This is a genomic window from Vibrio sp. Isolate33 (assembly GCF_022397895.1).
GTDB classification, from domain to species: domain Bacteria; phylum Pseudomonadota; class Gammaproteobacteria; order Enterobacterales; family Vibrionaceae; genus Vibrio; species Vibrio pomeroyi.
Genome location: NZ_JAKEUP010000014.1, coordinates 116,237 through 141,861, shown reverse-complemented (window position 1 = coordinate 141,861; position 25,625 = coordinate 116,237). Strand labels below are relative to the sequence as shown.

Sequence of the window (25,625 nt, the reverse complement as noted above, 5' to 3'; positions counted from 1 at the left end):
GCCACAACGGTTATGTGCGATAGCATGGAAGCAATGTTTACCTAGGTCGATACCTAAAATATGAATAGAAGACATATGGTTCACCTCATTCTGAGAGCCTACTCTAAGCTTAAGGGCTTGAGAGTGAGGCGGACCATATAATTAAGCCCCGCAAACGCGAGGCATTAGTTCATTCGGGTAATGAAGGTTTGCTCGTCATCGACGAATGCTACGTAGTCGCCGTGGTAGATGAACACGCGACCGCGCCCTTCTACGATACACGCTAGTTGCGGGTTCAAATCTTCTTCAAGGTCTTTACTTTGGTACGTGCCAGTGTCGGTGATCACGCCGCGAAGTGTTGGCAAAAAACCATAGCTGCCGCTTGGCTTGGTCAATCAGGCTCGATTCGCTGTTCATAGAGAAGTACGATGGGATTGGGCCAGCATCTTCGATAAACATCGGTTTCAGTTCTTCAAAGGCGGTAATCACCAGCCAGTCGATGCCGTTTTCTCGATATTTCTAATGCGGGGATTCTATCACTATCAAGGGGGGAGCGTGGGAGAAATTGAGTGGCTTAAAGCGGTTATTGTGGCAGGTGATGATGCACTTATCATCCAACAGGAATGGTTTGATCGAATAATATCCTAACGTCATAAAATACAAGAGTATCATATGCACGCAGGGCGCCACACTTGAGAAACAATGATCTAAAAAATGGCAGAATATACCTATATTGTAATTAGCGATTGCAGTAATTCACCACTCAAATACCATAAATAGCTTATTCATTGGAAAACCTCGATACTCGACTAGTCGCATTTAGTCCATTGGACATCGACTCTCCAGTCCTTAGCCATAGAATCATAATATTCAACCGAGTGTGTGCTATTGGCTACTATACTAAACTTTCCTTCAACTTTTTTATGCCAATCTTCGCTAGATGATGAACTAAATAGTTTTCCAAAATATTCAAGTTCTATGAAACTTTCGCAAGTTTGGTCACTATCATTTTCAAACTTAAGAATTATATAGTTATCACCGTTAGTGCTTTCTTCAAGAAACACGTTGTTAGCCCAAACGATATTTGACGCAAAAATAATCGGAATTAGAATAAATTTTTTTATCATGTTACTTATCTCTTATGAAGTAATATTGATGACTATAAACTGACCTGTTTCGCCTTTTTTACCGCTAGCGCCTGGTGGACCTATTTTGCCTGGAGGTCGAGAGCCTCTTTTGTAGCCTATGCATTTTTTTCCTGGAGCACCATCACCTCCTTGACCTCCAGTACCGCCTTCACCTCCTTTTCCCGCGACAAAATCTACCGTGTAGTCCAATTCACTTTTCGGGGAAGCTGTATAAAGAACGATATTGTTATTACTACCACCCTTACCCCCGACTCCACCTCTCCCTCCATTTTCCGCTGGCCAACCATCTCCGGAGCTGCACTTTTTTTGGCCAGCGTTTTTTCCTTTTACTCCTGTTGCTCCTTTGGCTCCGTCACCTCCCACAGCCTTGAAGTAAGCCCCATTCATTTTCAATTTCGGAAATGTAAGTGTAAGCGGTGAACTAGGGTAACCATCTTCACCAACTTTATGACCATCTTTGCCTTCAACGATTATTGATGAACCTTCGTCAAAAGTGGCCTCTAAAGCCTCGATTCGCGTATGCCCTGCACTATAATCAACAATCAGTAGTGAACCTTTCTTCATATGTAGTGATTTTAGCTTTATAGACGTATCTGCATTTACAAAAGAAGAGTTAGACACACCATGTTTAATAGTTAAAGTTTGTTCATCTTGAATAACGATCCCAAAATCGCTAGAAAAATTAGGGTCAAAGTCAGTTGCTAAGACCATTGGGCTAGCTATTAGCAGTGTCACCAAAATTAATTTCATTTAACGCGCTCCCAATCATATGCAACATTTATATTAGTAGAGCAAACGTATAAACTGTAGGTTTGGTGGTTAGATTTCTTTTGAAATCTATTTTATTCAATCATTTAGCATCATTAGCTAAAGACATCCTTTAAAATTAATACTCGACGCCTGACTAAACCGCTTTCATCAAGGTTGCGTTGAACTGCTGTGGTTGCTCTAGCATTGGGTAGTTATATGTCGTTCCGATTGCCATAGAGTTAATCGGCGTTCCTACTAATTTAATTTTATTGCCCTAATGGCTCGGAGTATGACCTCAATGTTCAAGCGGAAAATTCTTACGTTGGAAGCGTGTGTCACCACCCCATAAAACCTGCAGTCTATTCTTAGTTGGCAATGCCATCATACCTTGACGTTCCGCATCACTTTTCTTGCCATACGCATTGTATTCATACAGGAAACGCCGTGAAAACCCGCTATTAGAAAATAACTCAATAAGTGCATTTGTTGCGCAGGGTCGAGCTCTCCTACGAACTTCAATTCGTGCTTGTGTATAGCCCGCAAATGCTGTGGTTTGTTGCACTGGCGGTGCTAGCAAGTTGATCTAAAATCAGTGTATTACATGGGATTGTGGTAATTACGATGCGCTTAACCCTGATTCGTGAACACGTGTTTGACTCGATATAGCTCAAACATGGCCCACGCTCACTCACAGGTTAGCTTGGCGTTATAGGTCAACATCATCTAATAAGGAGATTAGCATGAAAATGATAAAACTAGTTGTTCTTACCCTCGTTTTGACAGGGTGCAACTTTGATAGCAAGGAACCTGATAGACTCAATATTGATACTACTGCAACAATAGATGAGTCATCAATATCACTTCCTATATCTATTCAGGCTGGTGAAATCCAATCTTTGCTACAAGAAGCAATCAATGAAAATAGCATTGGGAATCGGCTTTTTTTTGAAAGCGGCCGGAAAGTTGGAAATGGAGTTTCTATCCAAACAGATGTAAAGACCCGTGGAAACGTAACTGTATACGCTCGAAATAATAATATTGAAGCTCGTTTGCTGCTACTCGTGGATTTACGAGCAGACTGGGAAAAATGTACGCGTATAGATCTTTTGGTCGGTAGTAAACGTGTATGTGTGAAACACCATGAAGATACTAATACACAATTTACTGTAATAGCAAAGCTAAGCCCAAGGCTTAATAGTGAGTATAAATTAGAGCCAAATATTGACCTTGACTATGCTCTGGATAGGGGGGCGCAGATCAAAGTTGGCCCAATAAAGATAAATTTAGTGTCTAAAACTAGAGAAGCACTAAATAAACAGATGGAAAAATTCAAAGCAAAGCTTGATGCATCTTTGCAAGGGAAGATTAATGCTAAAGCCCAAGCTCAGAAAGCGTGGGACATGACTCAGAAGCCAATACCATTGATTAAAGACGAAGTTTGGTTATTGGGTGATGTTTCGAGCCTTCATGCCACCCCGCTCTTTACAGCTGACAATACAGCATATATAGGTATTGGTATTATGGGACATTTTTCGATTTCTCTCGGGGAGCCAGACGATAGTCGTCAAATAAAGCCTCTCCCGGCTCTGGAAACGACCCTGCCAACGTCAGGTTTTATATTGAATATTCCCGTGAACGCTGACTATTCAGAGTTGGAAATGCAAGCGAATAAACGTTTGAAAGAATATCAAATCGACTACGAAGGCAATAAGGTAACAGTTAAAAAAGTCTCTGTGTTTGGTGCATCTAGCGGCAGGCTGGTTGTTGGTGCAAAAGTTAACCTAAAGTCTTCTGGCGACTGGTTTGGAAGCACTGGGTGGGTATACATCTTAGGCACCCCAGAGTTCAGTCAAAGCAAAAATGAATTAATCGTTACCGATATTGAATACGATGTAAATACTGAGAGTGCAATTCTAGATACAGCTGCATGGGCTGCATCACCTTTCATTAAAGGAAAGATCCAGGAAGCCTTGAAATTTGATATTTCAAAGGATTTAACTAAAGCAAAAAAACTAGCTAACGAGCAGATGAAAGATATATCAATAGAAAATATCGGAAATTTGACAGGAAGCCTTTCTACTTTTGAAGTCAATTCAGTTACGGTGCAAAGCAAAGGTGTTCAAGTTACTGCAAAAGCATCCGGTGATATGAGGATGAATCTAAACAATCTATAGTAATTAGCCATAACCAAGCCATCAATTTGACGGCCTTACGCTACGCTTCAGGCAGCAAATTATGGCTGTGTTACCCTACCTGAGCTTATCCGAAAGATTCCCAAGTCAGAAAATTTCGAACTCGTTTCTATCCATCATTGAGTCAGCCAGGCCTGCTCTGACTCATTTCTGCACCGAAAACAAGCTAGGGAATCATTCAAAGGCTACTCATACAGGTTTTACTAAATAATCTTAAATGAGACCAACGGCTAAGCTAATGCGATTATCTTGGTCAACAATCAAATTATGACTCGGAAAAGTCGGATTTATCTAGCTGACTTCTTGGTAATAGTAAATTTATAGATGTGGAAGCTGTCGAAGTCTGATGGTTTCATTTTATTCAACTCAAAGCACAATAATGCACGAAGAACGACAGAGCAAAATGGCGATACTTCTTTGGGTTCAACCTCATACCCGTTATCTTTAAGTAGCTTTTCGGCTGCATAGCGTACTTTATCTTGCCCTAAGTGGTGTGTCTTACGCGTCACTACTTTCGCATTGAGATCATCGAAGGCATAACCCAATGCTTCAAGATACGGATTTTGGTAGTAATGGTTATGCAGTAATTCACTAGCCTCACCTTCCTTCTTGATGTTCTTGAGCATGTCGATTAAGTATTTTGATAGATGAAGTGAATGTGTATTCACGAAAATAGGGTGTCTCGAGAACTGAAAATGACGCGTTGCGTTTTGATTACGAAAGTATTGAATCAGCATACAGGCAAAAGTCAGAAACGCTGCAATAATTGATGACACAGCAAGGATTTGTTTGTCAGAGTGTGCTATCAAGACAAAGGTTGTAATTAAGCCCAAAATCACAAGGAGTTGAAGCACCACCCCATTCTTTTTAGCCTTAAAACACAGTTCTTTTTTGCTTTTTTCGGCCTGTTCAGAGTTCTTCTTGTAAGCAACAGATTCTACATAGCTTAACAGTTTGTGAGGAGCCCAACAGATCAGAAAAATTAACCAAAATAGCAATTTAGCAATAGTTTTTTCGCAACTTTCGAGAAACTTTTTGGTTTTGGTTTTGAGATTAGGAGCGTTCATCGAAATATTATCTCTTTGCACATATAGAATAAAGGGTGAACGGGCTACTCACCCTTATGATGAAACTTTTTTTAATCGGTTAGACTGAGAGTTAAAGTGACTACTCAACAGATTGACATTGCTTCAAATCTGCTGGGATTATATAACTACACGTACAACTAGATAGCTCCGTTTTGTTTAGTAGGTTTATGTCCACCAAGCTTAACTAGATAGCCTCTCGATACGCCAAAGTCATTCACAATCTCTCTAACTGTATAGATCTTAACATAAAACCGAAAGCTCGCGACGTTCAAAAGGAAGATATAAGTTTTAAAGTGCATTGAATTCGTCCATCAAATGATGCATTCGAATATTAGGGTATAAATTGATAGATCTTTCTTATTAAATAGGCATAAAAATTACTGCGTTTACCGCTAATATCGCCAATTAAATGATTACTTACCCTTATTCAACTTATCTGATTTAGAGCAAAGTAGCTAACGTGTTTCTGTACAATAATGAGCTAGCCCCTACTCCTTTGGAACAAAGACAAAAAAGGTAGTCTTACATATGGTCCAGCGACAGTCGGTGTTGCTAGAAGTAACTATATTGTAGTTCTCGACTATATGAAGTTTAACACTAAGGCTTTACCTGTTGTCATTACGACGGATCAAGAAAACGTCAAATCCGCAGCATTAACTCAAGAGCGGGATAAAGCGGATGTAATTATCTCTACTTACATTGGTATCGGCTTAAGATTGACTGCGAGCATACAAGTTAAAAAGGGCAACGTAGATTTAGGAAGTTTATTTGCTTTAGGTGCTACTGCTGAATCCAATCAAATTTCTGGTTCACTAGTCATACAAACGTTAGGTATTAGTGGAGAAAGCATATCTTCAATTATGCTGATGCCAAGTGAAATCAGTAGAACCACAATTCCAAACGCCAATTTAGCGTCAGGAGCAATGAAAGAAAAAAGTACGAAGAGGACATATATATCCAGCCAAGGGTTCTAGGGATTTATAACAATCTTGGTGGGGGCTCAGACACTATTAATGGGTTTATTTCTACCATGTTGCAAACACAACAAGAACTTGAAGTCACTCAAAAATGAGTAAGTGGCTAAAAAAGGCCTCGCAATGCGAGGCCTTTGTTTTTCTATCTATCAGAGGAGATTAGTCGCGAAGTGCTGCGCCGAATTTCTCTGAGATTGAAGCTACGATAGCATCTACTGAACCAGCGATGTCTGCATCTTCTAGTGTGCGCTCTACAGACTGTAGGCTAAGTGCGATTGCTAGGCTCTTCTTACCTTCTTCAACGCCTTGACCAACGTATACGTCGAACAGTTTAGCGCCTGTTAGGAATTCGCCACCAGCTGCGATACACGCTTCTACGATGTCGCCAGAAGCGACTGCTTCGTCAACGACAACTGCGATATCACGACGGTTTGCAGGGAACTTAGATACTGCTACTGCTTCTGGAAGCACGCGAGTATTGATAGCTGCCCATTCGATTTCGAATACGATAGTACGGCCGTTAAGACCAAACTTACGCTCTAGTTCTGGGTGAACAGTACCAATGATACCCACTTCTTTGCCGTCTACTACGATAGCCGCAGTTTGACCTGGGTGAAGTGCTGGGTGCTTAGCGGCTTTGAAGCTGTATGCGATTTCGTTTGCAGAAAGCTCAAGAACTGCTTCTAGGTCACCTTTAAGATCGAAGAAATCTACAGTGTTAGTTGCAATGTCCCAGTGCTCTTCGCCACGAGTACCAGAGATAACGCCCGCAAGCATCATTTCTTGGCGCATGCCGTTTTCAGCAGTTGCTTCAGGGATGAAACGTAGGCCTGATTCGAATAGACGAACGCGAGACTGTTGACGCTTCTGGTTGTGAACAACTGTGTTTAGTAGACCTTGGATTAGGCCAAGACGCATTGCTGACATGTCCGCAGAGATCGGGAATGGCAGGATTAGCGGCTCAACACCAGGTACAACAAGTTTTTGCTGCTCTGGTTCTACGAAGCTGTATGTGATTGCTTCGTGGTAGCCACGGTCTACAAGAAGGTCACGAACGCGCTTAAGCGGTTGGTCAGCTTCTTTGTGGTCATTCATTTTAAGTGCCGCTTTAGGCGCTTGGTTTGGAATGTTATCGTAACCGTAGATACGACCTACTTCTTCAATTAGGTCTTGCTCGATTGCGATATCGAAACGCCAAGATGGAGACGTTGCCGTCCAACCTGCGTCCGTAGTCTCAACTTCACAACCTAGGCGAGTAAGAATTTCCACTACGTCTGTAGATGGGATTTCGTGACCTAGTAGGCTGTCTAGCTTAGCGCGACGTAGAGCAACTACGTTTGCTTTAGGAAGATCAGCTTCAGATTCGCTGCCGTTTACTGGCGCAACTTCACCACCGCAGATTTCAACTAGAAGCTGTGTTGCACGCTCCATTGCTGCTGCTTGTAGTGTTGAATCAACACCACGTTCGAAACGTAGAGAAGAATCAGTGTGAAGGCCGTAAGCACGTGCGCGACCACGGATGTGATCCGGTGCGAAGAATGCTGCTTCTAGAAGAACATCTGTCGTTTCAGTTGTTACACCAGACTCTTCACCACCAAAGATACCAGCGATTGCTAGTGCTTTGTTGTGGTCAGCGATAACAAGCGTGTTGCTGTTTAGTTCAGCTTCGTTGCCATCTAGAAGTGTTAGCTTTTCGCCCTGCTCTGCTAGACGAACCACGATGCCGCCTTCGATCTTAGCTAGATCAAATGCGTGCATTGGTTGGCCTTGCTCTAGCATCACGTAGTTTGTGATGTCTACAACTGGGTCGATTGAACGGATACCACAACGACGCAGTTTTTCTTGCATCCAGATTGGAGATTCCGCTTTCACGTTTACGTTCTTAACCACACGGCCAAGGTAACGTGGACAAGCATCCGTTGCTTTAATTTCAACAGATACTGTGTCTTCAATGCTTGTTGCAACAGCTTCAACTGTTGGCTCAGTAACGTCTGCGCGGTTTAGTACGCCAACTTCACGAGCAAGGCCACGGATGCTGAAGCAGTCTGCGCGGTTTGCTGTTAGGTCTACGTCGATAGTTACGTCGTTAAGCTCTAGAAGCTCACGAACGTCCATACCTAGCTTTGTGCCTTCTGGCAGCTCAAGGATGCCGTCAGACTCTACGTCGATACCTAGCTCAGAGAAAGAACAAAGCATGCCGTGCGATGGAACGCCACGTAGTTTTGCTTTCTTGATTTTGAAGTCACCAGGAAGTACTGCGCCAACTGTTGCTACTGCTACAGTTAGGCCAAGACGACAGTTAGATGCACCACATACGATGTCTAAAAGTTCTTCTTCGCCGATATCAATTTTTGTAACTTGTAGTTTGTCTGCGTCTGGGTGCTGACCGCACTCAACCACTTTACCTACTTTAACGCCGGTGAATTCACCAGCAACAGGTTCTACATCGTCAACTTCCAAACCAGCCATAGTGATTTGGTGAGCTAGCTCTTCGCTGTTAATTGCAGGTTTAACCCACTCGCGTAGCCAAGATTCACTGAATTTCATAGTTTTGACTGCCCCGGATTACTTGAATTGTTTAAGGAAACGAAGGTCGTTCTCGAAGAACGCACGAAGGTCATTTACGCCGTAACGAAGCATCGTTAGACGCTCTACACCCATACCGAATGCAAAACCAGAGTATTTCTCAGGGTCGATGCCAACAGAGCGAAGTACGTTAGGGTGAACCATGCCACAGCCTAGAACTTCTAGCCATTTGCCATCTTTACGTTTCACGTCAACTTCAGCTGAAGGCTCTGTGAACGGGAAGAATGAAGGACGGAAACGCACTTCCACTTCTTCTTCAAAGAAGTTACAAAGGAAATCGTTAAGAATGCCTTTAAGTTGTGCGAAGTTTACGTTCTCATCAACTAACATACCTTCCACTTGGTGGAACATTGGCGTGTGAGTTTGATCGTAGTCGTTACGGTAAACACGACCCGGAGCAATGAAGCGGAATGGCGGTTTGCCGTTTTCCATCGTACGGATTTGAACACCAGAAGTGTGCGTACGTAGCATTAGATCAGGGTTGAAGAAGAAAGTATCGTGATCAGTACGAGCTGGGTGATCGTCTGCGATGTTTAGTGCATCAAAGTTGTGGAATGCATCTTCGATCTCAGGGCCAGACTCAGTGCTAAAGCCAAGCTCACCAAAGAACTGTTCGATACGCTCAACTGTGCGAGTAACTGGGTGAAGACCACCGTTCTCAATGCGACGACCTGGTAGGCTCACATCGATAGTTTCTTCAGCTAGTTTCGCTTCAAGCTCTGCACGTTGTAGTGCGTCTTTGCGAGCTGCGATCGCTTGTTGAACAGCACCTTTCGCTTTGTTGATCTCTTGACCAGCAGTGCGACGCTCTTCAGGTGGAAGTTTACCTAGGCTTTGTAGTTGAAGAGTTAGTTCACCCTTCTTACCTAAATACTGAACTCGCACTTCATCAAGTGCGACTAACGAATCTGCTGTATCAATAGCAGTCGTTGCATTAGCAATGATCTCTTCTAGATGTTGCATCATTTCCTCATCTACCAGTTGGTAGTGTCCGTATCGGATGATTAGTTTTTTTAGATAGCTACACATAGTAATCAAACACGCATCCAATGCCAAATTGAATCGCTAAAAGAACAAGTTATTGACTAAAAACACGGCAAATTTAACAGGATATTAATGAGGAGTAGGAAGAAGTGGAACAATTACAGGTTCCACTTCTTAATTTGGAAATGACCTGAAGGCTAGATCTGAATAGAACAAACGCTGTTCTTACCCGCATCTTTCGCTAGATAAACGGACTGGTCAGCCGCTTTAATCAATTCGTTCATGGTTTCGAATTCTTGGGTCATTTCAGCCACACCGACACTGATACTACCAATCCAAGCTTGGTTGCCGGTTTCGACCTCTAGTTCAGACACTTTCTGTCGCGTCGTTTCTGCGATGTGCATGCCCCCATTAAGATCGGTATCCGGGCAAATCACCAAGAACTCATCGCCTCCTAATCGACACACAATATCATCGTTGCGAAACCTGTTTTTCAGCTCGTTCGCAAGGGTTTTTAACACCAAGTCACCAGCATCATGCCCACAAGTGTCATTAATGCGCTTGAAGTGGTCGGCATCAATCATAATGCACACCAAAGGCATGCCAAATTCTTTCGATTCTTGCCAATGCAAAGCTAACTGTTTAAAAGCGCAACGGCGGTTAGGTAATTTAGTGAGTGAATCGGTTAACGAGAGTTCTTCGAGCTTCTTGTTCGCTCGTTTCAATTCTGCGGTGCGTTCCTCGACTTTGTCTTCGAGTACCTGATTGAAGCGTAACAACTGTTTGTTTCGTTCAGAGACTTGTTCGAATAAGCCTTTAAGCGCCGCCAGTAAAGGGATGGTTGAAGAGTCTTGCTGCTTTTCTTCTGCTTCAAAGGCTTGTTGAGGTGTTGCGCCCTCTTCTATTGCGGCCACTTGTCGCGCCATGTTTTGGTCGATGCCAAGTATGTGATAAGCAAGCCAATGGATGAGGAAGTCCAGTAGCTGACGTGCTGACGCCTGATCTTCTTCCAAGATGAAGGCTTGCATGCTGTAGATGTCTTGCATAAACACACGATGCACTTTGATGTGTTCGTCAATGTGTAAATCATAAACGCCACGCTCTCTCATCAAAGATTCTTCTTCTTTAAAGTGAAATTCGGCATAGCGTGTGAGGTCGAGTAAAGCAGCGCTCATGTCGTCGATAGAGATCGTATTCTCCGACAACAGGTTTCCGTAATGGTTGATAAAACCGACAAGGTATTGATGCTGTTCATCGACAACACCAATGCCTGTCTCAAAGTTTGTATCCCAATTAAATGAATTCATAAATCCCTTAGGGTCGATACCGCCAGCACAATTTACATGCATATCCGGAGGCTATAGATATTCGAAAAATATAACCATTCTACCTGTGGGTCTATTCGATTGTTTGATCCGTTTTATAAAAAGGCGACTTTGAACATTCTAAATATAAGTCATCTTAAATTTGAGACGCCCCTAACGAGGACGCCTCACGAAACCAACATTAACTTTTCGGAAATACTAAGCTGTTGGAAATACTAAGCTTTTGGAAATGCTAACTTTTTGGAAAGGCTAAAAATAATACTCCAACGCGACTTCGACAAAATCATCCTTGCGAGCAAAGAACAACAAGTCTTCTGGGGTTTCGTTCTCAAACAACCAAGCGTTGAGTCGCCACTTGAGGTTGTTATTGATACGACTCGATGCTTCGAGTTTTGCACTGTAGACATCGCTGTTGTCCAAGTCTTGAGTAATGCCTGTAAGTACCTCGGTACCATCTTCATCATTCAAGGCGAAACGCGCCCCAAGGAACACATCGTTTTGGCCGATGCTTTGGGCGTTATTGCCTCGGCTGTCATACAAGTATTCAGCAATGAAGCCAATGTCCCAGTATGATTCAAGCGCCCCAACCCATGTGTATTCAAAGCCTGTCGCTACGCCTGTGTGGTTGTCGTAACTGTCGCGATAAATGCTTTCCAGCTTCCATAACCAATCACCAATAATGCCTTGCACATCCAGCCCGAAGTGCTGCATTTGTGCGTAATATGGCTTGAGCTGATTGCCTTCCACACGGTAATAAGGGTCGCGGTTTGTGCCGCCTAAATAGCTTAAACCGACATCCCAATCGCCGTACATTTGGCTATAACGCAGTGCTACGTCTACATGCTTTTCTTCTCTCGAAGATTCGTAAAGCGCATCATCCGAAACGGGTACCGTTGGCCTTAATCGTCCATCTTCCCCTGCAAAGGTACGTTCACGAAAATACGGCAGTAACATGGCGTCTATGGTTCCCCAGTCTTTTATCGAGGTGAAGTGCACCATAGGCTGACCCAACTTGGATTCACCATCGACCGATTCAATGGCATCGGTTTGATTTACCACATCGACCAAATGCGCCGATTCAGTTACGCCCCAAAACACCTTGCCGACACCGGCTCTCAGTTCGTAGTCATCCCAATAGGTTAGGTATAAGGCTTCTCGAATGTCTCCATGAGTTCGCTCAACGTCTTCGCTATCTAGGCGATAAAACGGCGTGAAGGTAAAGCTGCCATTGCCCTCTTCTTGTTCCCAGTAAAACTCTGGCTGCAACACCAGTGAGCTTTGCCCTTTGTCTTGCCCTTGCAAGCCGTCATTAAAGAACTGCCTGTGTTCAAGGTTAACCTGCCCTGCGAGCTCCGGACTAAAGCCGGCTGCTACACATGGCAACGACACCTGCATAAGCCCGACTGTCGCTGCCAAGGTTAAGGATAACTGGGTTCCTGTTGCCACAATCCTTTTCATATTCTTGCCTTACTTAGCACGTTTCAGTGTGTTTTTTTGGAAGTCCTTGTCTTTAAGACCGGTATGGAACACTAAATCTGTCGTGGTTAATACGGTGCTTTTGCCTGTTTGATGGTTTTGCATCGCCATGGTGTGCGCGCGCCAGTATTGGTTCAGGTATTGTTTGTAGTCTTGGAACGACAATGTTTTCAAAAGTGCGCCTTTACGGTCGTAAAACTCAACCTGAATTGGGCGGTAATATTGTTGGTCTAGCCATACTTTCTGCATGGTGTAGCCTGAGTTTTTATCGGTCGGTACTTGCTCTAAAACAAAGGTGTCTACGCCTTCCAGCTTCGCGTCTTCAATGTAGTTGAAGGTGTACTTTTCTAGCTCGAACGAGCTTAAATCTTCGTAAGCAAATTCACTGCCCATAAACGGACCCGATTTGTTACGTGAAGAGATGCGCTTTACACGCTTCAATGCAGGCAGATACAACCACTGGTCATCCGATTTAGTGATGTGTGAATGATTTAAGAAAGCTGTGCCTTTTACATCACGTGGCTCATCAAAAATGGTTAAGCCTTTGTCGCCATCGTCATCGACTTCTAATGATTTCAATCGCATTAGTCGTGTGCTGCTTTCACCCTGTTTGTTGCGAAGTAGCATTTCCATGGTCGCGACAGAATCGCCCCACCCGACATCAACGGCTTTACGTTGCTCGGCAATTTCTAAGCCTTTCGCTGGGTCTGCTAACGCTGGGAAAGCTAATACCGCACCCACGGTTAATGAACTGAAAGCAAATAATGTCGTAACGAGAGTTTGTTTAACGCTTTTCATAAATTTCTCCTTGAGTCAGCCCACCGCAGCAGGCTGACGATTCCTTATTTGGTCGAAGTAGACAGTTCGCCAGCTTGGTTAGACGGGGTGGATTGAGCTTTAGCGGATGACTTTGGTTCGTAGTGAGTCTGTTTGTCGAAGATCATCAGTAAGCTTGGTAGCAAGATGAAGTCGACCACCAGCGCAATGAAAATCACAATCGCGCTGAGTAAGCCCATGTCGGAGTTAAGTCTGAAGCTCGACATCGCCAGTACAGAGAAGCCCGCCACAAGCACGACTGTGGTGATCCACAATGCGCGGCCAACAGTGTGGAAGGCATATCGAACCGCTTCTTCCGCTGATTTACCTTCTAATCGTGCGCGCTGGTATTTGCTTAAGAAGTGCACCGCATCATCGACGACGATACCCAGAGTGAGCGTGACCACGACGGATAAACCAAGGTTGATTTCACCAGAGATAAGCGCCCATAAACCAAAGCCAATAATCGCAGGCGCAATGTTTGGCACTAGGCTGATCATGCCTAAGCGAACCGAGCGCAATGCAAAGATCATCAAGCCAGAGATAAGCACTAAGGTGATAGGTAGAGTCGATAACATGCTCGCCATGTTGGTTTCGCCAATGTGAGCAAACATCAGAGATGGGCTCGACGCAACCACTTCATACTGAGGTGCATTGGCTGCAAACCATGAGTAGATTCGCTCTTCGAGTTCAACCAATTCCACGCTGCCGAGGTTATCGACGGTAAGTACCATTTTGATCGATGACTTATCGACGTTGATCTGGTTGTTCAAGTCCAAGCCATACGGCAAAGACATCTCGTAAAGCAGCAGATATTGCGCGGCAAGTTCACGGTTAAGCGGCAATTGGTAGTAACTGTCGTCATCGCCGTGCATGTTCTTATTCAAACGCATGTAAACATCGGAAAGCGTTGCCACGTGGTCGGTTTCTGGTTGAACGCGTAGCCACTCAGTAAAGTCACCAATCGCCTGTAAAAACACAGGATCAGCAATCGCTTGAGACTCGTTGGTTTTCACTGCGATGCTAATTGTCGTCATACCGCTTACGGTCTCTTCCATGAAATCGGCCGCTTGTCTGAATTCGCTTGAGGTATCGAAATACTTCACCGATTCATCATTTACTTTGTTGAGTGGAATTAACGCGGCAGCGCCAACAATCACCAGAGTTGAAACCGGCAGCAGTGCTTTACGATTGGTTACGACAAAATCACCCAGCTTATCCATAAAAGTGACTTGGTCTTCCGCTTTAGGATTGGCATGTAGGCGTTTGACTGGCAGCAGTTTTAGCAGCGCAGGCAGCATAGTCACAGACAAGAAGCACGCGATGAGTACACCCAGTGCTGATAAGTTACCGAAATCACGCAACACTGGAGAATCCGACATATTCATCATCAAGAAACCAATCGCAGTGGTCACTGAGGTAATCAAAATCGGCATTGCATTAAGCTTAATACTGTATTGAATGGCTTGTGCTTTCTCCATGCCGCGCTGCATCGCTTGTCTCATGGTCACAATCACATGAACACAATCGGCCACCGCCAAAGTTAAAACCAAGGTAGGCACATTCACGGTTGCTGTACTTAGGAACATTCCAGCCCAACCGGATAGACCCATAGTGGCGACAATTGAGGAGATGATCACTATAAGCGTAGCTACCACACTAAAGAACGAGCGCAGCATAAAGGTGAGGAACACCAACACCACCAACAGCATTAATGGCACCAGTGTTGAACTGTCTTCTTGAGCCGAAGCCATAAACGCGTTGTTCATGGCAATGATGCCCGCTTTATGGAATGCGACATTTGGGTACTGAGCTTGATACTTGCCTACCATGGCATTGATGGCTGCAATCACTTCTTGCACTTCCGCGGTTTTATCCACTTCTGGCAATTGCACGGTCACGTTCACGATCGTCACATCACCAGAGGCCGAAACTAAGGCATTCTTGAGCAACGGTTCGTTAAGGGCGATCTGTTTTACTTTGGCGATGCGCGCTGGCGTGTGCTCGTACTCTTCATACAGCAAGTCTTCTACCAAAAGGTCATCTTCAATGGCTTCGGTGTGCTGATAATTGGCAAGGGAATCCACACGGCTTGAATACGGGATCTGCCACGCATCGACCGTGAGGTTTTGAACTAAGGTGAGAGTTTCAGGCGTGAAGACATTGCCATCTTCAGGGGCGACAACAATCGCAAGGTTGTCGGTTTTTGCAAAGGTGGTTTGAATCTCATCGAACGCCATCAACTGCTTGTTGGTGCCTTCGAAGAAGATGTTGTAGTCCCCTCTAAAGTAGAGGTTCTTGGCCCCTAATGCAGAGAGAATGATGATTGAAAACACCACCAGCAGGACGATAAACGAACGCTTGGTAGGTATTGAGTGCCAACTGTTATTTAGATCTGCGCTTGCGCTATCGGCATTACGGTTATCTCGATTTTGCTGATCGAACGTGGGCTTCTGGCTGTCATGTTTCATCACAGTCTCCATTTGTGACGATTCGTCATATTTGTGTCATAAAAAGCCAGCCGAAGCTGACAAAAGACACAATTCTTAGTCAAACACTCAAGAAAACAGCAACCATAGTCGGTTATTCTCAAGTTTGTGACGAATCGTCAAAAATGGTTATTAATAAACCCACATGTGTGGGCTTAATGGAAGCTATCGACCTACAGATTCTAAGTAAGCGATCTCTTCACTGAACAGTTCTTGTTCTACACGACGCCAAGTTTTGCGGTAATCCCAATCGGTCGAAAGGGGTTGCCAGTTCAGGCCGTCTAGTAGCATGTTCGCGTTGTATAATACTGAATACGGGTCTTGTAACCGCTTAATACAATGACTGTTTGATGCGTTCTGTGACAAGGCATTTGAACCAAATGCGATTGACCAGTTAGCAAACACGATGGCATCTGAGCCCATACCAGAAGGGAACTTTAGGTCGCCAGCATCAACTGCTCGGTTAACCATTAAATCGGCTTGTTCAATCACCAATTCTTCCAGTTCATTCATCTCGGCTACGCGTGCACTAGACGCTTTCTCTAGTACCCACGGGCTTTTTGCCATGATTGCACACGTTGATAACACCGGCTCCATGCGAACATAGATTCGGTAAGCAACGTGTAATGCAACCACCATTTCGCGCGTGTTGCCTTCAAACTCTCCCGAACGAGCAAACATTAATGCTTCGGCCTTTAAAGAGTGAATGCACAAGGCTAAAACCACGTCTTCTTTGCTGCAAAAGTGATTGTAGATTGTACCTTTTGAATAAGAGCTCGCGGCCGTTAGCTTATCCATCGTGAGGTTTCCGAACCCTTGTTCTCGAACCAGATCTTTTGCTAACAACATCAACTCTACTTCTCGGTCTGCGATAGACTGCTGCTTTTTAGACAACACGCCTTTGCAACCAAAGATACCTTGTTTATCACCTTTACAACCAAAGCCAAACATAATTTCTCAGTCCGTATTTTAGCTTAGCTATCATCTAAGCTTCGCCAGTATTTAAAACACTCCTATCCAATATATTAACACGAATAGTAAATTCATGTAGTTAACCATTTTGTGACGCTTCGTCATTTCTGACTTATCGTCATAATAGCTCATTTATTGATCATATCAAGGTGTTTTATAAATTTAATGCGTTTTGTGAATAATTGGGTGAATGGGTGTGAGAGTTATCAATAGTCATAACAGTGATGGCTGCTCAATAAAAATGGGAAAGTAGGAGTACTTAAAGAGTGATGACTGTGTGAACATGCTACGAAAAAATTGGCGAGTCATGCTGCCTTTCTGGGTCAGACCTCTCCTTATGGTTAATATTTGTCTCACTAATGTCGTTTTCTGTTAAGTTGCTATAAATTCAGTAAGCGGTGACTTACAATAGAGTCAACGACCTACCTTTTTTGAGAACACGATATTGAGCGCCAAATATTCTTATTTAGCTTGGCAAGTGAATACTTCTAGCCCAGCAGAAAAGCTTGTTTTATTGATGCTTGCAGACGGTGCTGACGAATTCGGCTACACCAATGTGTGCCTACAATCAGCAGGTCAACTTTGTGCTCTCTCTACGTTTGGTTTAGCCGACTGTCTTAAGTGTTTAGTCGACCAGGGTTTTCTCGATAAGGTGAAAGTAGATTATCGAGATCAGAAAGAGATCCACGTTTTCAAAATGCTCATTGAGCAACAGCAAGCTGCGGTTCAGGTTGAAGCTCAACCGACCAATAGTATTCCGGTCTACTCTACTGCACCTGCACCTGCACCTAAGTTTCAGCCAGCTCCGGCACCGATGCAAAGCATGCAGCAAGCCCCTCGCCCGCAAAGCCGAGGCTCAATGACCAGCAACACCGTTTCAACTCATGATTTGGATGAAGAGATCATTCCAACTTGGGCGGAACGTGCGTTTAAATTCTCCGGCCTTGCTGGTGACCATAGCTTAATATGGAAAAAATTTGTCCTCTGGTATAAAGCCAAAGCCAATGAACTCATGCCAATCTCTCGCATCGAATCTAAGTTGCAGTACTGGTTAGTTAACGAGAAGCAAAATGAAAGACAACAACAGCAGAAGACCTCTCAATATTCAGGAAATGCAGGACAAGCTCAAGGAAATGGGTATCGACAAAAGCTTAGCCCATCTGAACGCTTCAGGCAGCAGCTCATTCAAAAAGGCAAAAAGCCAACCTTCTGAGCCAGCTTCACCTGTTGTTCCGGAAGTGCTGCCTAAAGATCCCGTAGTACCTGACGTTATTGAAACACAGAACACTGAAGTAGCGACACCAAACGCTGCTAGCAGTGGTGCGTCTCAGCAAGTGCCTGTTGTTGATCAAGATCCAGCAGAACTTGAGCTAACAGACTGGTGTATTCACGTGTTCGGCTCTTTCTTGAGCGTGTACGAAACACAGTGGGAATACCAATACGGTAGTGAGCCAAGTGGTAAGTTCATTGAGTTTGCTAACTCTGTTGATTCTGACGGCCTGAACCGCGTGCTAATGCACTGTCATGAACGTATTCAGCTTGGCAACAGCTGGCCGCCGCAAATGGGTGAGCTTTGGATCCTAAAGGATTCTTTGACGGAAGAAGAACTGCTAGATAGCCGCATTCGAGTGTTATCTCGCACTGCCGTGAACAAAATTGAAAAATGGCTGATTCAAAACAAGCTGTACGATTTGAAGCGCACTGCGGAAAACAAGCTTGATGGTTTATTTAAGAAGTACTACTTGGAAGCAAAACGTTTAGACGAGAAAGGCATGTTAGAAACGGAATTGCCGCAATTCCTTCTTGCCGCTAACTCAGTGAAGAACTTGAACGATTTGAAACGCGAAGAGTACGAAAGCCAACATGGCAAAGCACTGAACCCGCGCATCCAACAGATTCTGAACAGTAAAAAGTAACCGCTTAACGCAATCTGCTTTAAGAAAACAGAGAAACGACAACACGGTTAAAGATACAAAAATGCCAGCTATTAAGCTGGCATTTTTTATGAATTCTTACGAACTCTTTAGCGACTAACCGACCGTTATTTACGATCGCCTTACTGATTGATTACAGTAGGTGGATAGTTGCGTTTAGAGAGAAAACGCCAGAGTCGTCATCTTTCATTTTAAAGTTTTGGTAGCTAGCGCCTACAGATAGTGGACCAAAGATGAAGTATTCTGCGCCAACTGCAAACATTACGTCTACATCGTCTTGCTTGAAGTTATCGCCTTTCACTTCGTAAGAGTGAAGACCACCCTTCGCGTATACGTGTAGAGGACCGAAGTCGATGCTTGGTTTGATCGCTAGATAAGCAGTGCTTACGTCAACACCTTGCTTAGCACGGTTACCGTAGCTAACGTTGTCGAAAGAACCTAGATCCCAGTAACCCGCTTCAACACCGATAAGTGGAAGGATACCTGTACCCACGTGGATGCCCACTGCATTTTCATCTTCGCCTGCGAATGAGTTTTGACCACCCATTACGCCGCCGTACAACCAAGAATCAGCCATAGCTGTTGAAGATGCACCTAGCAGTGCTAGTGCCAATAACGTTTTTTTCATATTCGACCTTTTCGTCCTAGTGGCAGGCCTTGAGTGGTAATAAATTGCCACCAAGTCGCCTTGTATGTAATAACTATTCAATTACTCATGCAACAAGCAAGATTTATACCTAAACCTTGCCATTGCGTCTAACTATATTCCTTTAGCAAGCATCAATCGCGTTTTTAACACGCTTATCTGACACCGGATAAGGCGTACCGAGCTGCTGTGCGAAGAAGCTTACACGAAGCTCTTCTATCATCCAACGCACCTCTTTTACGTTTTCTGGAGCCGCGATCCCTTTTGGAATCTTATTCAGCAGTTCTTTGTAATCATTCATTACTGACTCAACTTTGATCATGTGTAAGCGATCTTTGTTCGGGTCAATAGGCAGCTTCTCCATGCGACGTTCTATCGCCTTCATATAGCGTAGAATATCTGGCAAGCGTTTCCATCCACATTCTGTGGCAAAACCCTTAAAAATCAAACCTTCTACTTGAGCTTTTATGTCAGAAAGTGCGAATGCCATAGAAAGATCAACGCGCCCTTTCAGCTTCTTACTGATGCTGAATGCCGTGGTCAAGATGGTTTCAACCTGTTGAGCAATCTCAACCACGGTATCACCCAGCTCTGCACGCACGTGTTCTTTCAGTGCTTCAAACTGCTCTGGTTCCCAAACCAAACCACCCTTCTCTTCAATCAGCTTATCAATACCACAAGCGATACAGTCATCGATAAGATCGAGAACCTGTCCGTATGGGTTGAAGTACAAGCCAAGTTTCGATTTGTTCGGCAAGTTAGAGTGCAAGTATTTGATCGGCGATGGTACGTTCAACAAGATCAAACGACGCTGACCCGATTTCATTGCCGAGATCTGCTCTTGCTCAGTTTCGAACAGTTTGATCTCTACGCTGTCTTTGGTATCCACCAGCGCTGGGAAGGCTTTTACATCGTAGCCACCGCGCTTCTGTTGGTAGACTTTTGGTAACTCACCAAAGCTCCACGTATGCAGGTTCTGCTGTTCGATATCATCGTCTGCAACTTTAGAAAGTGTTTCTTGAACCTTGTCTTTCAGGCTCTCTTTCAGTTCATGCAGGTCTTTCTGTTCTTTCAGCTTACGCTTGCGATGATCCACGGCACGGAATGTTACCTTTAAGTGCTCTGGAATCTGGTCTAACTTCCAGTCATCACGTACTACTTCCACACCTGTCATGCGGCGCAGCTCTTTCTCAAGAGAATCCAACAGCGGCGCTTCTAACGGTGTAACACGAGCCAAGAACGCATCTGCGTAGTTTGGCGCAGGCACAAAGTTACGGCGTAGCGTTTTAGGTAATGACTTGATTAAGCTAATCACCAATTCCTGACGTAAGCCTGGGATCTGCCAATCAAAACCGTTCTGGTCGATTTGGTTCAAGATAGGCAGCGGAATGTGTACCGTTACACCATCGTTGTCGTCACCCGGCTCAAATTGGTAGCTTAGCTTCAGCTTAATGCCATTTTGGTGCCAGAAGTTCGGGTAATCCAAATCAGTAACGTGGCTTGCATCGCCTCTGAACAGCATCGACTTTTCAAAGTTAAGCAGCTCTGGCGTTTTCTGGCTGGTCTTCTTCCACCATGTATCGAAATGACGGCCTGAAACCGCTTCTTCACCCACACGCTGGTCATAAAAATCGAACAGCTCATCATCATCGATCAAGATGTCACGACGACGAGATTTGTGTTCAAGCTCTTCCACTTCTTGCAATAGCTTGCGGTTTTGCTTGAAGAAAGTGTGCTTGGTTTCCCACTCACCCTCTACCAATGCGCTGCGCACGAACAACTCACGGCTGACAGTTGCATCAATCGCTCCGTAGTTCACAAGACGTTTAGGGACAATTGGGATCCCGTAAAGCATCACTTTTTCGTGTGCCATTACCGCCGCTTGCTTCTTCGACCAATGTGGTTCGCTGTAGCTGCGTTTAATCAGGTGTTTCGCTAGCGGTTCAATCCATTCCGGTTGAATCTTGGCGATAACGCGGCCCCAAAGCTTTGAGGTTTCCACCAGCTCAGCAGACATGATCCACTTAGGCTGTTTCTTAAATAGGCCAGACGCAGGGAAGATATGGAAGCGCGCATTACGTGCACCTTGATACTCATTCTTCTCTTGGTCTTTCATACCGATGTGTGAAAGCAGACCTGATAGCAGAGACATGTGAATGCCATCGTAGCTACCCGGTTCAGTGTTCAGTTTGGTATCCAATTCACGCATTGCTTGGTGAATTTGGAAGTACACATCTTGCCATTCACGAATGCGTAAATAGTTCAGGTAATCCTGCTTACACTGTTTGCGGAACTGGTTACTCGACAACGCTTTTTGCTGCTGCTTAATGTAATCCCATAGGTTCACAAACGTGATGAAATCAGATTCTTTATCGAAGAAGCGCTTGTGCTTGTCGTCAGACGATTGCTGCTTGTCTGATGGACGCTCTCGCGGATCTTGAATCGACAGTGCAGACGCAATAACCATCACTTCATGCAAACAGCGATTGCGTGGCGCTTCAATCACCATACGTGCTAAACGTGGATCGATAGGCAACTTCGCTAGCTTACGACCAATCGCCGTGAGCTTCTTCTTATCGTCACCTTGATTCTTGTTTTTGTTCGCTGACGGTTCAACGGTCGCGATCGCACCAAGCTCTTCAAGCAGCCTTACACCATCTTGAATGTTGCGCTTATCGGGCGCTTCAACAAATGGGAACGCTTGAATGTCACCTAGGCCTAGCGCTGTCATCTGAAGGATTACAGACGCTAGGTTAGTACGAAGAATCTCTGGGTCAGTAAACTCTGGGCGTGACTCGAAATCTTCCTCAGAGTACAAACGAATACAGATACCTTCCGCAACACGACCACAACGACCTTTACGCTGGTTTGCGCTCGCTTGAGACACGGGCTCAATCGGTAGGCGTTGTACTTTGGTGCGGTAACTGTAACGGCTAATACGCGCCGTACCCGGGTCGATGACATACTTAATGCCCGGAACGGTTAACGAGGTTTCTGCCACGTTGGTCGCCAGAACGATGCGCCGACCAGTATGAGACTGGAAGATACGGTTCTGTTCACCCGCCGATAGACGAGCGTAAAGCGGAACGATCTCAGTATCACGTAGGTTACGTTTGCTTAGTGCATCCGCGGTATCACGAATCTCTCGCTCACCGTTCATGAAGATCAAGATATCGCCAAGACCTTCATCACACAACTCATCAACCGCTTCGAAAATGCCTTCGATTTGGTCACGGTCTGAATCACTTTCATCACCACCTAATGGACGGTAACGTGTGTCTACTGGGTAAGTACGGCCAGACACTTCAATGATTGGCGCATTGTTAAAGTGCTTAGAGAAACGCTCTGGATCGATGGTTGCCGACGTGATGATCACTTTCAGATCAGGACGCTTTGGCAGCAACTCTTTCAGGTAACCCATAATGAAATCGATGTTCAGGCTACGTTCGTGCGCTTCATCGATGATTATGGTGTCATACTGGTTTAAGAAACGGTCGTGTTGAATCTCCGCCAGTAGAATACCGTCGGTCATCAATTTGATTTGAGTGTTGTCAGAAATCTGGTCGTTGAATCGAACCTTATAACCAACAAACTCACCCAGCTGCGTTTCCATTTCTTCAGCAATACGGTTCGCAACCGAACGCGCAGCAAGACGACGAGGCTGAGTGTGACCAATTAGGCCAAAGCGGCCACGACCAAGCTCAGAACAGATTTTTGGTAGCTGAGTGGTTTTACCCGAGCCCGTTTCACCCGCCACGATAACCACTTGGTTTTCAGCAATGGCTTTCGCGATGTCGTCGCGTTTTTGGCTAACAGGGAGAATCTCTGGGTATTCAATCGTTGGTTTTTGCGCAGCACGCTGGGTTGCCGTCATCATCGACTTGGCAATGTCTAATGCGATTTCATCGAAAACAGCATGCTTAGATTGTTCGTTCTTAATGCGGCTTGCACCAGAGATACGCTTACTTAAACGGAAGCGGTCGCGCATCATGCACTCATTTAGGGCCTTACGAAGAGAGGCTGGGCTGTTTTGAGATGCGCTAGTCTTGGGAGCTTGCTGCTTTGATTTTGGGTTTTGCTTAGCTTGATTAGCAGAGGAGTCAGATGTCGCGTTTGAATTTGCGTCATGGTTCTGCTTGTTCGCAGTATGCTTATTTTGGTCTGCTTTTTCCGGAGACGAAGTCACAGCGTGTCCTATTCTTTTCTCTTATATAAACTCGCGCGATTGTACCACAAGTATTCAATAAAAAAGCCTGAGAGCTATGTGAAAACTGCGCTAACGTTTAAAAACTCAGCGATTCCACAGTAGCTATCAGGCTTCTTATCTCAGGTTCAATCAGCGCCTAAATCAATCGTTAAAACTCATATTGGAAATAAACGGTGTTGTAGTTACTGCCGCCTTTAATACGACCAAACTGAGAGGCGTTTTCAAAGATTGCCGAACGGTGGTGTAGAGAATAACCAAACCACAAGTTGTTCAAATCGTTCTTGCCGATTAAATCGCCTACATTCACATCGAATGAGAAGTCTAGGTAGTTCAACAAGTGGCTTGCAGTGTAACCTTTACGGTCCATCTCAGAGCCTTCGATATAAGTAATCGAATCAATGTACGACATACCTTCTGCAACACCAAATCGCCACTGTGTCGGCCAGTTGAACGTGTAGTAAGCCTTGATCGCAATGATGTATTCCGTACTGCTCGATTGAACGTCTGAACTCCAGTGATGCGCAATACCCGGCGTTAGGTAGATATCCAACGGGAAACCAAAGATCTCATCAGTTAAAGGGTGACCATAAAAGAACGATGTGAGTTGGTTATTGTATTCGTCTTTCTCCGCGTTGAACTTCATGATATCGCCAATGTTCGATGGCGTTGCCCAACCGTGTGCAACACGCAGATAAGGTGCGTTACTTAGCTTAGGTTTAGGCGCTTTCTCTTTATCATTGAAGAAACCAAAGCCAAGGTAGAATTCACCTTGATAGCGGTCTTCCACAATCGAAGAGTCGTAAGCATTGTCATCCAATCGAGTTACGCTGGTCGAACCCAATAGATAAAGATTCGAAAACACGTGATAACGCGCTTCTACACCGACATTTAGGTCTACACCTGCGCCAATGGCTTCATTGGATGCTGAATAATATTCGCTGTTGAAGTCAGCACTTTTGTAACGCAGCGTCGCGCTTGGAGAAAACTCCCAATCGCCGGTCTCATACTTGGCTTTGGCACGTAGGTTACCGTGGAAATTGTACTCACTGTCACTCATGATTTCCGTCTCGACAGCCCATTGCTCATCAAGTTGGTAAGTCAGTTGAGCACCGAAATCAGCGGTATCACCTTCAATGGCGTTTTGTTCTGAAGCTGGAATATCAATAAAACGCATACGAGAAATAGCGTTAAATGACCATTTTTCATCTTCGGTTTGATACAGGTAAGCACCCATTTCTGTGCCGTCGATAAACACGTAATCGTTCTTGAAGAATAACATCGGTACAAATGTGTTAACCGACTGGTCACCACCAGAGGTGTCGTAAGGAATGCTCGCAGTTCGGAACATTGCTGCAACGCCCCACTGCTGCTCTTCCGCAGCCCACGCCACGCAGTTACCTAAAAAAGCGTTACTTAATAAAACCGCCCCATACGAGATGAGCTTCGGTGAAAATTTGTGCTTCATTCTTGTGTGATTACTCTTTGTAATAAATATTGTGTTACTGAATAGACATTTATTGACCATTCCAGCCAACTAGTTTTAGGTTTGATTGGAATTGACCGTTACAATGAAGGATATTCTCGGTTAAATGAAAGTATTGTGAAAGTCTCAGAATTACAAAACATTATAGACCACTTACCCAATGATTCCGACCCAGATATCGTTATGGGTGAGGAATGGTTGCCAGAGCGACTGGTTAACACAAAGTTAGACGGTGAGTTGCTGTTTATGGAGTTCGATAATGCCCCTGAAGAAAACCAAGGGGACGACGAAGGCCGTGGCTTTGTAGAGCACGAAATTGCCATGATCCGAGAAAAGCTCGAACAGGTGTTAGACGATCCTTCCGATACTAAAACCAAAGCCGATGCCTTATTGGCTATATTTCTGATGGGTCACGAACTTTCTAGCTCCGAAGTTATCGAAGTCCTTGAGATGACGGAAGATGAAACGACAGAAGGTGAGATAATAGAGCAAGAGACAACAGTGCCTGAAACACCTGAACTCGACACCTCTGCGCTCAAAACAAAAGAACTCAACGACACACCTCCAACGATTTAG

The 25,625-nt window shown here is 44.6% G+C and carries 18 protein-coding genes and 1 pseudogene; 5 read left to right on the top strand and 14 right to left on the bottom strand.

Annotated features, from left to right (window positions below; translation table 11 throughout):
- Positions 1–164 precede the first annotated feature (164 nt).
- The 3 genes and pseudogenes from L1D37_RS18150 to L1D37_RS18140 form a co-directional block, all read right to left on the bottom strand.
- Positions 165–480, bottom strand: a pseudogene (locus tag L1D37_RS18150) (cytosolic protein).
- A 308-nt stretch (positions 481–788) separates the two neighbouring features.
- Positions 789–1,106, bottom strand: coding sequence for a hypothetical protein (locus L1D37_RS18145; protein WP_239848702.1), 318 nt, complete (start codon positions 1,104–1,106; stop codon positions 789–791).
- A 12-nt stretch (positions 1,107–1,118) separates the two neighbouring features.
- Positions 1,119–1,877, bottom strand: a complete 759-nt coding sequence (locus L1D37_RS18140) for a hypothetical protein (RefSeq protein ID WP_239848700.1) — start codon at positions 1,875–1,877, stop codon at positions 1,119–1,121.
- A gap of 740 nt (positions 1,878–2,617) precedes the next feature.
- On the opposite strand from L1D37_RS18140, the gene L1D37_RS18135 reads away from it, so the two are divergent.
- Entirely contained in the window at positions 2,618–4,051 is a 1,434-nt protein-coding gene (locus tag L1D37_RS18135; RefSeq protein ID WP_239848698.1) for a DUF4403 family protein, read from the top strand.
- Positions 4,052–4,356: 305 nt separating this feature from the next.
- Here the strand turns inward: L1D37_RS18135 and L1D37_RS18130 are convergent, their stop codons facing one another.
- The gene (locus L1D37_RS18130; RefSeq protein WP_239848697.1) at positions 4,357–5,157 is read right to left on the bottom strand and encodes a hypothetical protein; all 801 of its coding nucleotides are present in this window, start codon (positions 5,155–5,157) and stop codon (positions 4,357–4,359) included.
- Between the two features lie 584 nt (positions 5,158–5,741).
- On the opposite strand from L1D37_RS18130, the gene L1D37_RS18125 reads away from it, so the two are divergent.
- The gene (locus L1D37_RS18125; RefSeq protein ID WP_239848696.1) at positions 5,742–6,131 is read left to right on the top strand and encodes a hypothetical protein; all 390 of its coding nucleotides are present in this window, start codon (positions 5,742–5,744) and stop codon (positions 6,129–6,131) included.
- A gap of 159 nt (positions 6,132–6,290) precedes the next feature.
- Here L1D37_RS18125 and pheT read toward each other — a convergent pair whose 3' ends face one another.
- The 7 genes from pheT to L1D37_RS18090 all read right to left on the bottom strand — a co-directional run bounded on the left by pheT (position 6,291) and on the right by L1D37_RS18090 (position 16,758).
- Positions 6,291–8,678: a phenylalanine--tRNA ligase subunit beta gene (pheT, locus tag L1D37_RS18120; RefSeq protein ID WP_239848695.1), complete on the bottom strand. Its 2,388-nt coding sequence runs from the start codon at positions 8,676–8,678 to the stop codon at positions 6,291–6,293.
- A gap of 18 nt (positions 8,679–8,696) precedes the next feature.
- Positions 8,697–9,680 (bottom strand): phenylalanine--tRNA ligase subunit alpha, encoded by a 984-nt coding sequence (gene pheS / locus L1D37_RS18115; RefSeq protein WP_004734764.1) that lies wholly within the window; start codon positions 9,678–9,680, stop codon positions 8,697–8,699.
- Positions 9,681–9,898: 218 nt separating this feature from the next.
- Positions 9,899–11,008 (bottom strand): GGDEF domain-containing protein, encoded by a 1,110-nt coding sequence (locus tag L1D37_RS18110; RefSeq protein ID WP_239848694.1) that lies wholly within the window; start codon positions 11,006–11,008, stop codon positions 9,899–9,901.
- Positions 11,009–11,275: 267 nt separating this feature from the next.
- On the bottom strand, positions 11,276–12,484 hold the full coding sequence (locus tag L1D37_RS18105; protein ID WP_239848692.1) for a hypothetical protein: 1,209 nt from the start codon (positions 12,482–12,484) through the stop codon (positions 11,276–11,278).
- Between the two features lie 9 nt (positions 12,485–12,493).
- Positions 12,494–13,300: an outer membrane lipoprotein-sorting protein gene (locus L1D37_RS18100; protein WP_239848691.1), complete on the bottom strand. Its 807-nt coding sequence runs from the start codon at positions 13,298–13,300 to the stop codon at positions 12,494–12,496.
- A gap of 44 nt (positions 13,301–13,344) precedes the next feature.
- Positions 13,345–15,801 (bottom strand): MMPL family transporter, encoded by a 2,457-nt coding sequence (locus L1D37_RS18095; RefSeq protein ID WP_239848689.1) that lies wholly within the window; start codon positions 15,799–15,801, stop codon positions 13,345–13,347.
- Between the two features lie 171 nt (positions 15,802–15,972).
- Positions 15,973–16,758 (bottom strand): TetR/AcrR family transcriptional regulator, encoded by a 786-nt coding sequence (locus L1D37_RS18090; protein ID WP_239848687.1) that lies wholly within the window; start codon positions 16,756–16,758, stop codon positions 15,973–15,975.
- Between the two features lie 466 nt (positions 16,759–17,224).
- On the opposite strand from L1D37_RS18090, the gene L1D37_RS18085 reads away from it, so the two are divergent.
- Together L1D37_RS18085 and L1D37_RS18080 are read left to right on the top strand one after the other, a co-directional pair.
- Positions 17,225–17,992, top strand: coding sequence for a hypothetical protein (locus L1D37_RS18085; RefSeq protein WP_239848685.1), 768 nt, complete (start codon positions 17,225–17,227; stop codon positions 17,990–17,992).
- Positions 17,913–18,695: a hypothetical protein gene (locus tag L1D37_RS18080; RefSeq protein WP_239848684.1), complete on the top strand. Its 783-nt coding sequence runs from the start codon at positions 17,913–17,915 to the stop codon at positions 18,693–18,695. The genes L1D37_RS18085 and L1D37_RS18080 overlap by 80 nt, the downstream gene beginning before the upstream one ends.
- Before the next feature lie 151 nt (positions 18,696–18,846).
- Here L1D37_RS18080 and L1D37_RS18075 read toward each other — a convergent pair whose 3' ends face one another.
- The 3 genes from L1D37_RS18075 to L1D37_RS18065 all read right to left on the bottom strand — a co-directional run bounded on the left by L1D37_RS18075 (position 18,847) and on the right by L1D37_RS18065 (position 25,031).
- The gene (locus L1D37_RS18075) at positions 18,847–19,341 is read right to left on the bottom strand and encodes an outer membrane beta-barrel protein (protein ID WP_239848682.1); all 495 of its coding nucleotides are present in this window, start codon (positions 19,339–19,341) and stop codon (positions 18,847–18,849) included.
- 142 nt (positions 19,342–19,483) lie between these two features.
- A complete protein-coding gene (gene hrpA / locus L1D37_RS18070; protein WP_239848680.1) occupies positions 19,484–23,545 on the bottom strand; it encodes an ATP-dependent RNA helicase HrpA in 4,062 nt (1,353 codons plus the stop codon).
- 169 nt (positions 23,546–23,714) lie between these two features.
- Positions 23,715–25,031, bottom strand: a complete 1,317-nt coding sequence (locus tag L1D37_RS18065; RefSeq protein ID WP_239848679.1) for a MipA/OmpV family protein — start codon at positions 25,029–25,031, stop codon at positions 23,715–23,717.
- An 81-nt stretch (positions 25,032–25,112) separates the two neighbouring features.
- Between L1D37_RS18065 and L1D37_RS18060 the strand changes: the two genes are divergently transcribed.
- Positions 25,113–25,625 (top strand): hypothetical protein, encoded by a 513-nt coding sequence (locus L1D37_RS18060; RefSeq protein ID WP_239848678.1) that lies wholly within the window; start codon positions 25,113–25,115, stop codon positions 25,623–25,625.

Bases quoted from the DNA above. Each gene is read 5' to 3' on its own strand.
- L1D37_RS18145 (WP_239848702.1), bottom strand. From the start codon at position 1,106: ATGATAAAAAAATTTATTCTAATTCCGATTATTTTTGCGTCAAATATC.
- L1D37_RS18140 (WP_239848700.1), bottom strand. From the start codon at position 1,877: ATGAAATTAATTTTGGTGACACTGCTAATAGCTAGCCCAATGGTCTTA.
- L1D37_RS18135 (WP_239848698.1), top strand. From the start codon at position 2,618: ATGAAAATGATAAAACTAGTTGTTCTTACCCTCGTTTTGACAGGGTGC.
- L1D37_RS18125 (WP_239848696.1), top strand. From the start codon at position 5,742: ATGAAGTTTAACACTAAGGCTTTACCTGTTGTCATTACGACGGATCAA.
- pheT (WP_239848695.1), bottom strand. From the start codon at position 8,678: ATGAAATTCAGTGAATCTTGGCTACGCGAGTGGGTTAAACCTGCAATT.
- pheS (WP_004734764.1), bottom strand. From the start codon at position 9,680: ATGCAACATCTAGAAGAGATCATTGCTAATGCAACGACTGCTATTGAT.
- L1D37_RS18110 (WP_239848694.1), bottom strand. From the start codon at position 11,008: ATGAATTCATTTAATTGGGATACAAACTTTGAGACAGGCATTGGTGTT.
- L1D37_RS18105 (WP_239848692.1), bottom strand. From the start codon at position 12,484: ATGAAAAGGATTGTGGCAACAGGAACCCAGTTATCCTTAACCTTGGCA.
- L1D37_RS18100 (WP_239848691.1), bottom strand. From the start codon at position 13,300: ATGAAAAGCGTTAAACAAACTCTCGTTACGACATTATTTGCTTTCAGT.
- L1D37_RS18095 (WP_239848689.1), bottom strand. From the start codon at position 15,801: ATGGAGACTGTGATGAAACATGACAGCCAGAAGCCCACGTTCGATCAG.
- L1D37_RS18090 (WP_239848687.1), bottom strand. From the start codon at position 16,758: ATGTTTGGCTTTGGTTGTAAAGGTGATAAACAAGGTATCTTTGGTTGC.
- L1D37_RS18080 (WP_239848684.1), top strand. From the start codon at position 17,913: ATGGGTATCGACAAAAGCTTAGCCCATCTGAACGCTTCAGGCAGCAGC.
- L1D37_RS18075 (WP_239848682.1), bottom strand. From the start codon at position 19,341: ATGAAAAAAACGTTATTGGCACTAGCACTGCTAGGTGCATCTTCAACA.
- L1D37_RS18065 (WP_239848679.1), bottom strand. From the start codon at position 25,031: ATGAAGCACAAATTTTCACCGAAGCTCATCTCGTATGGGGCGGTTTTA.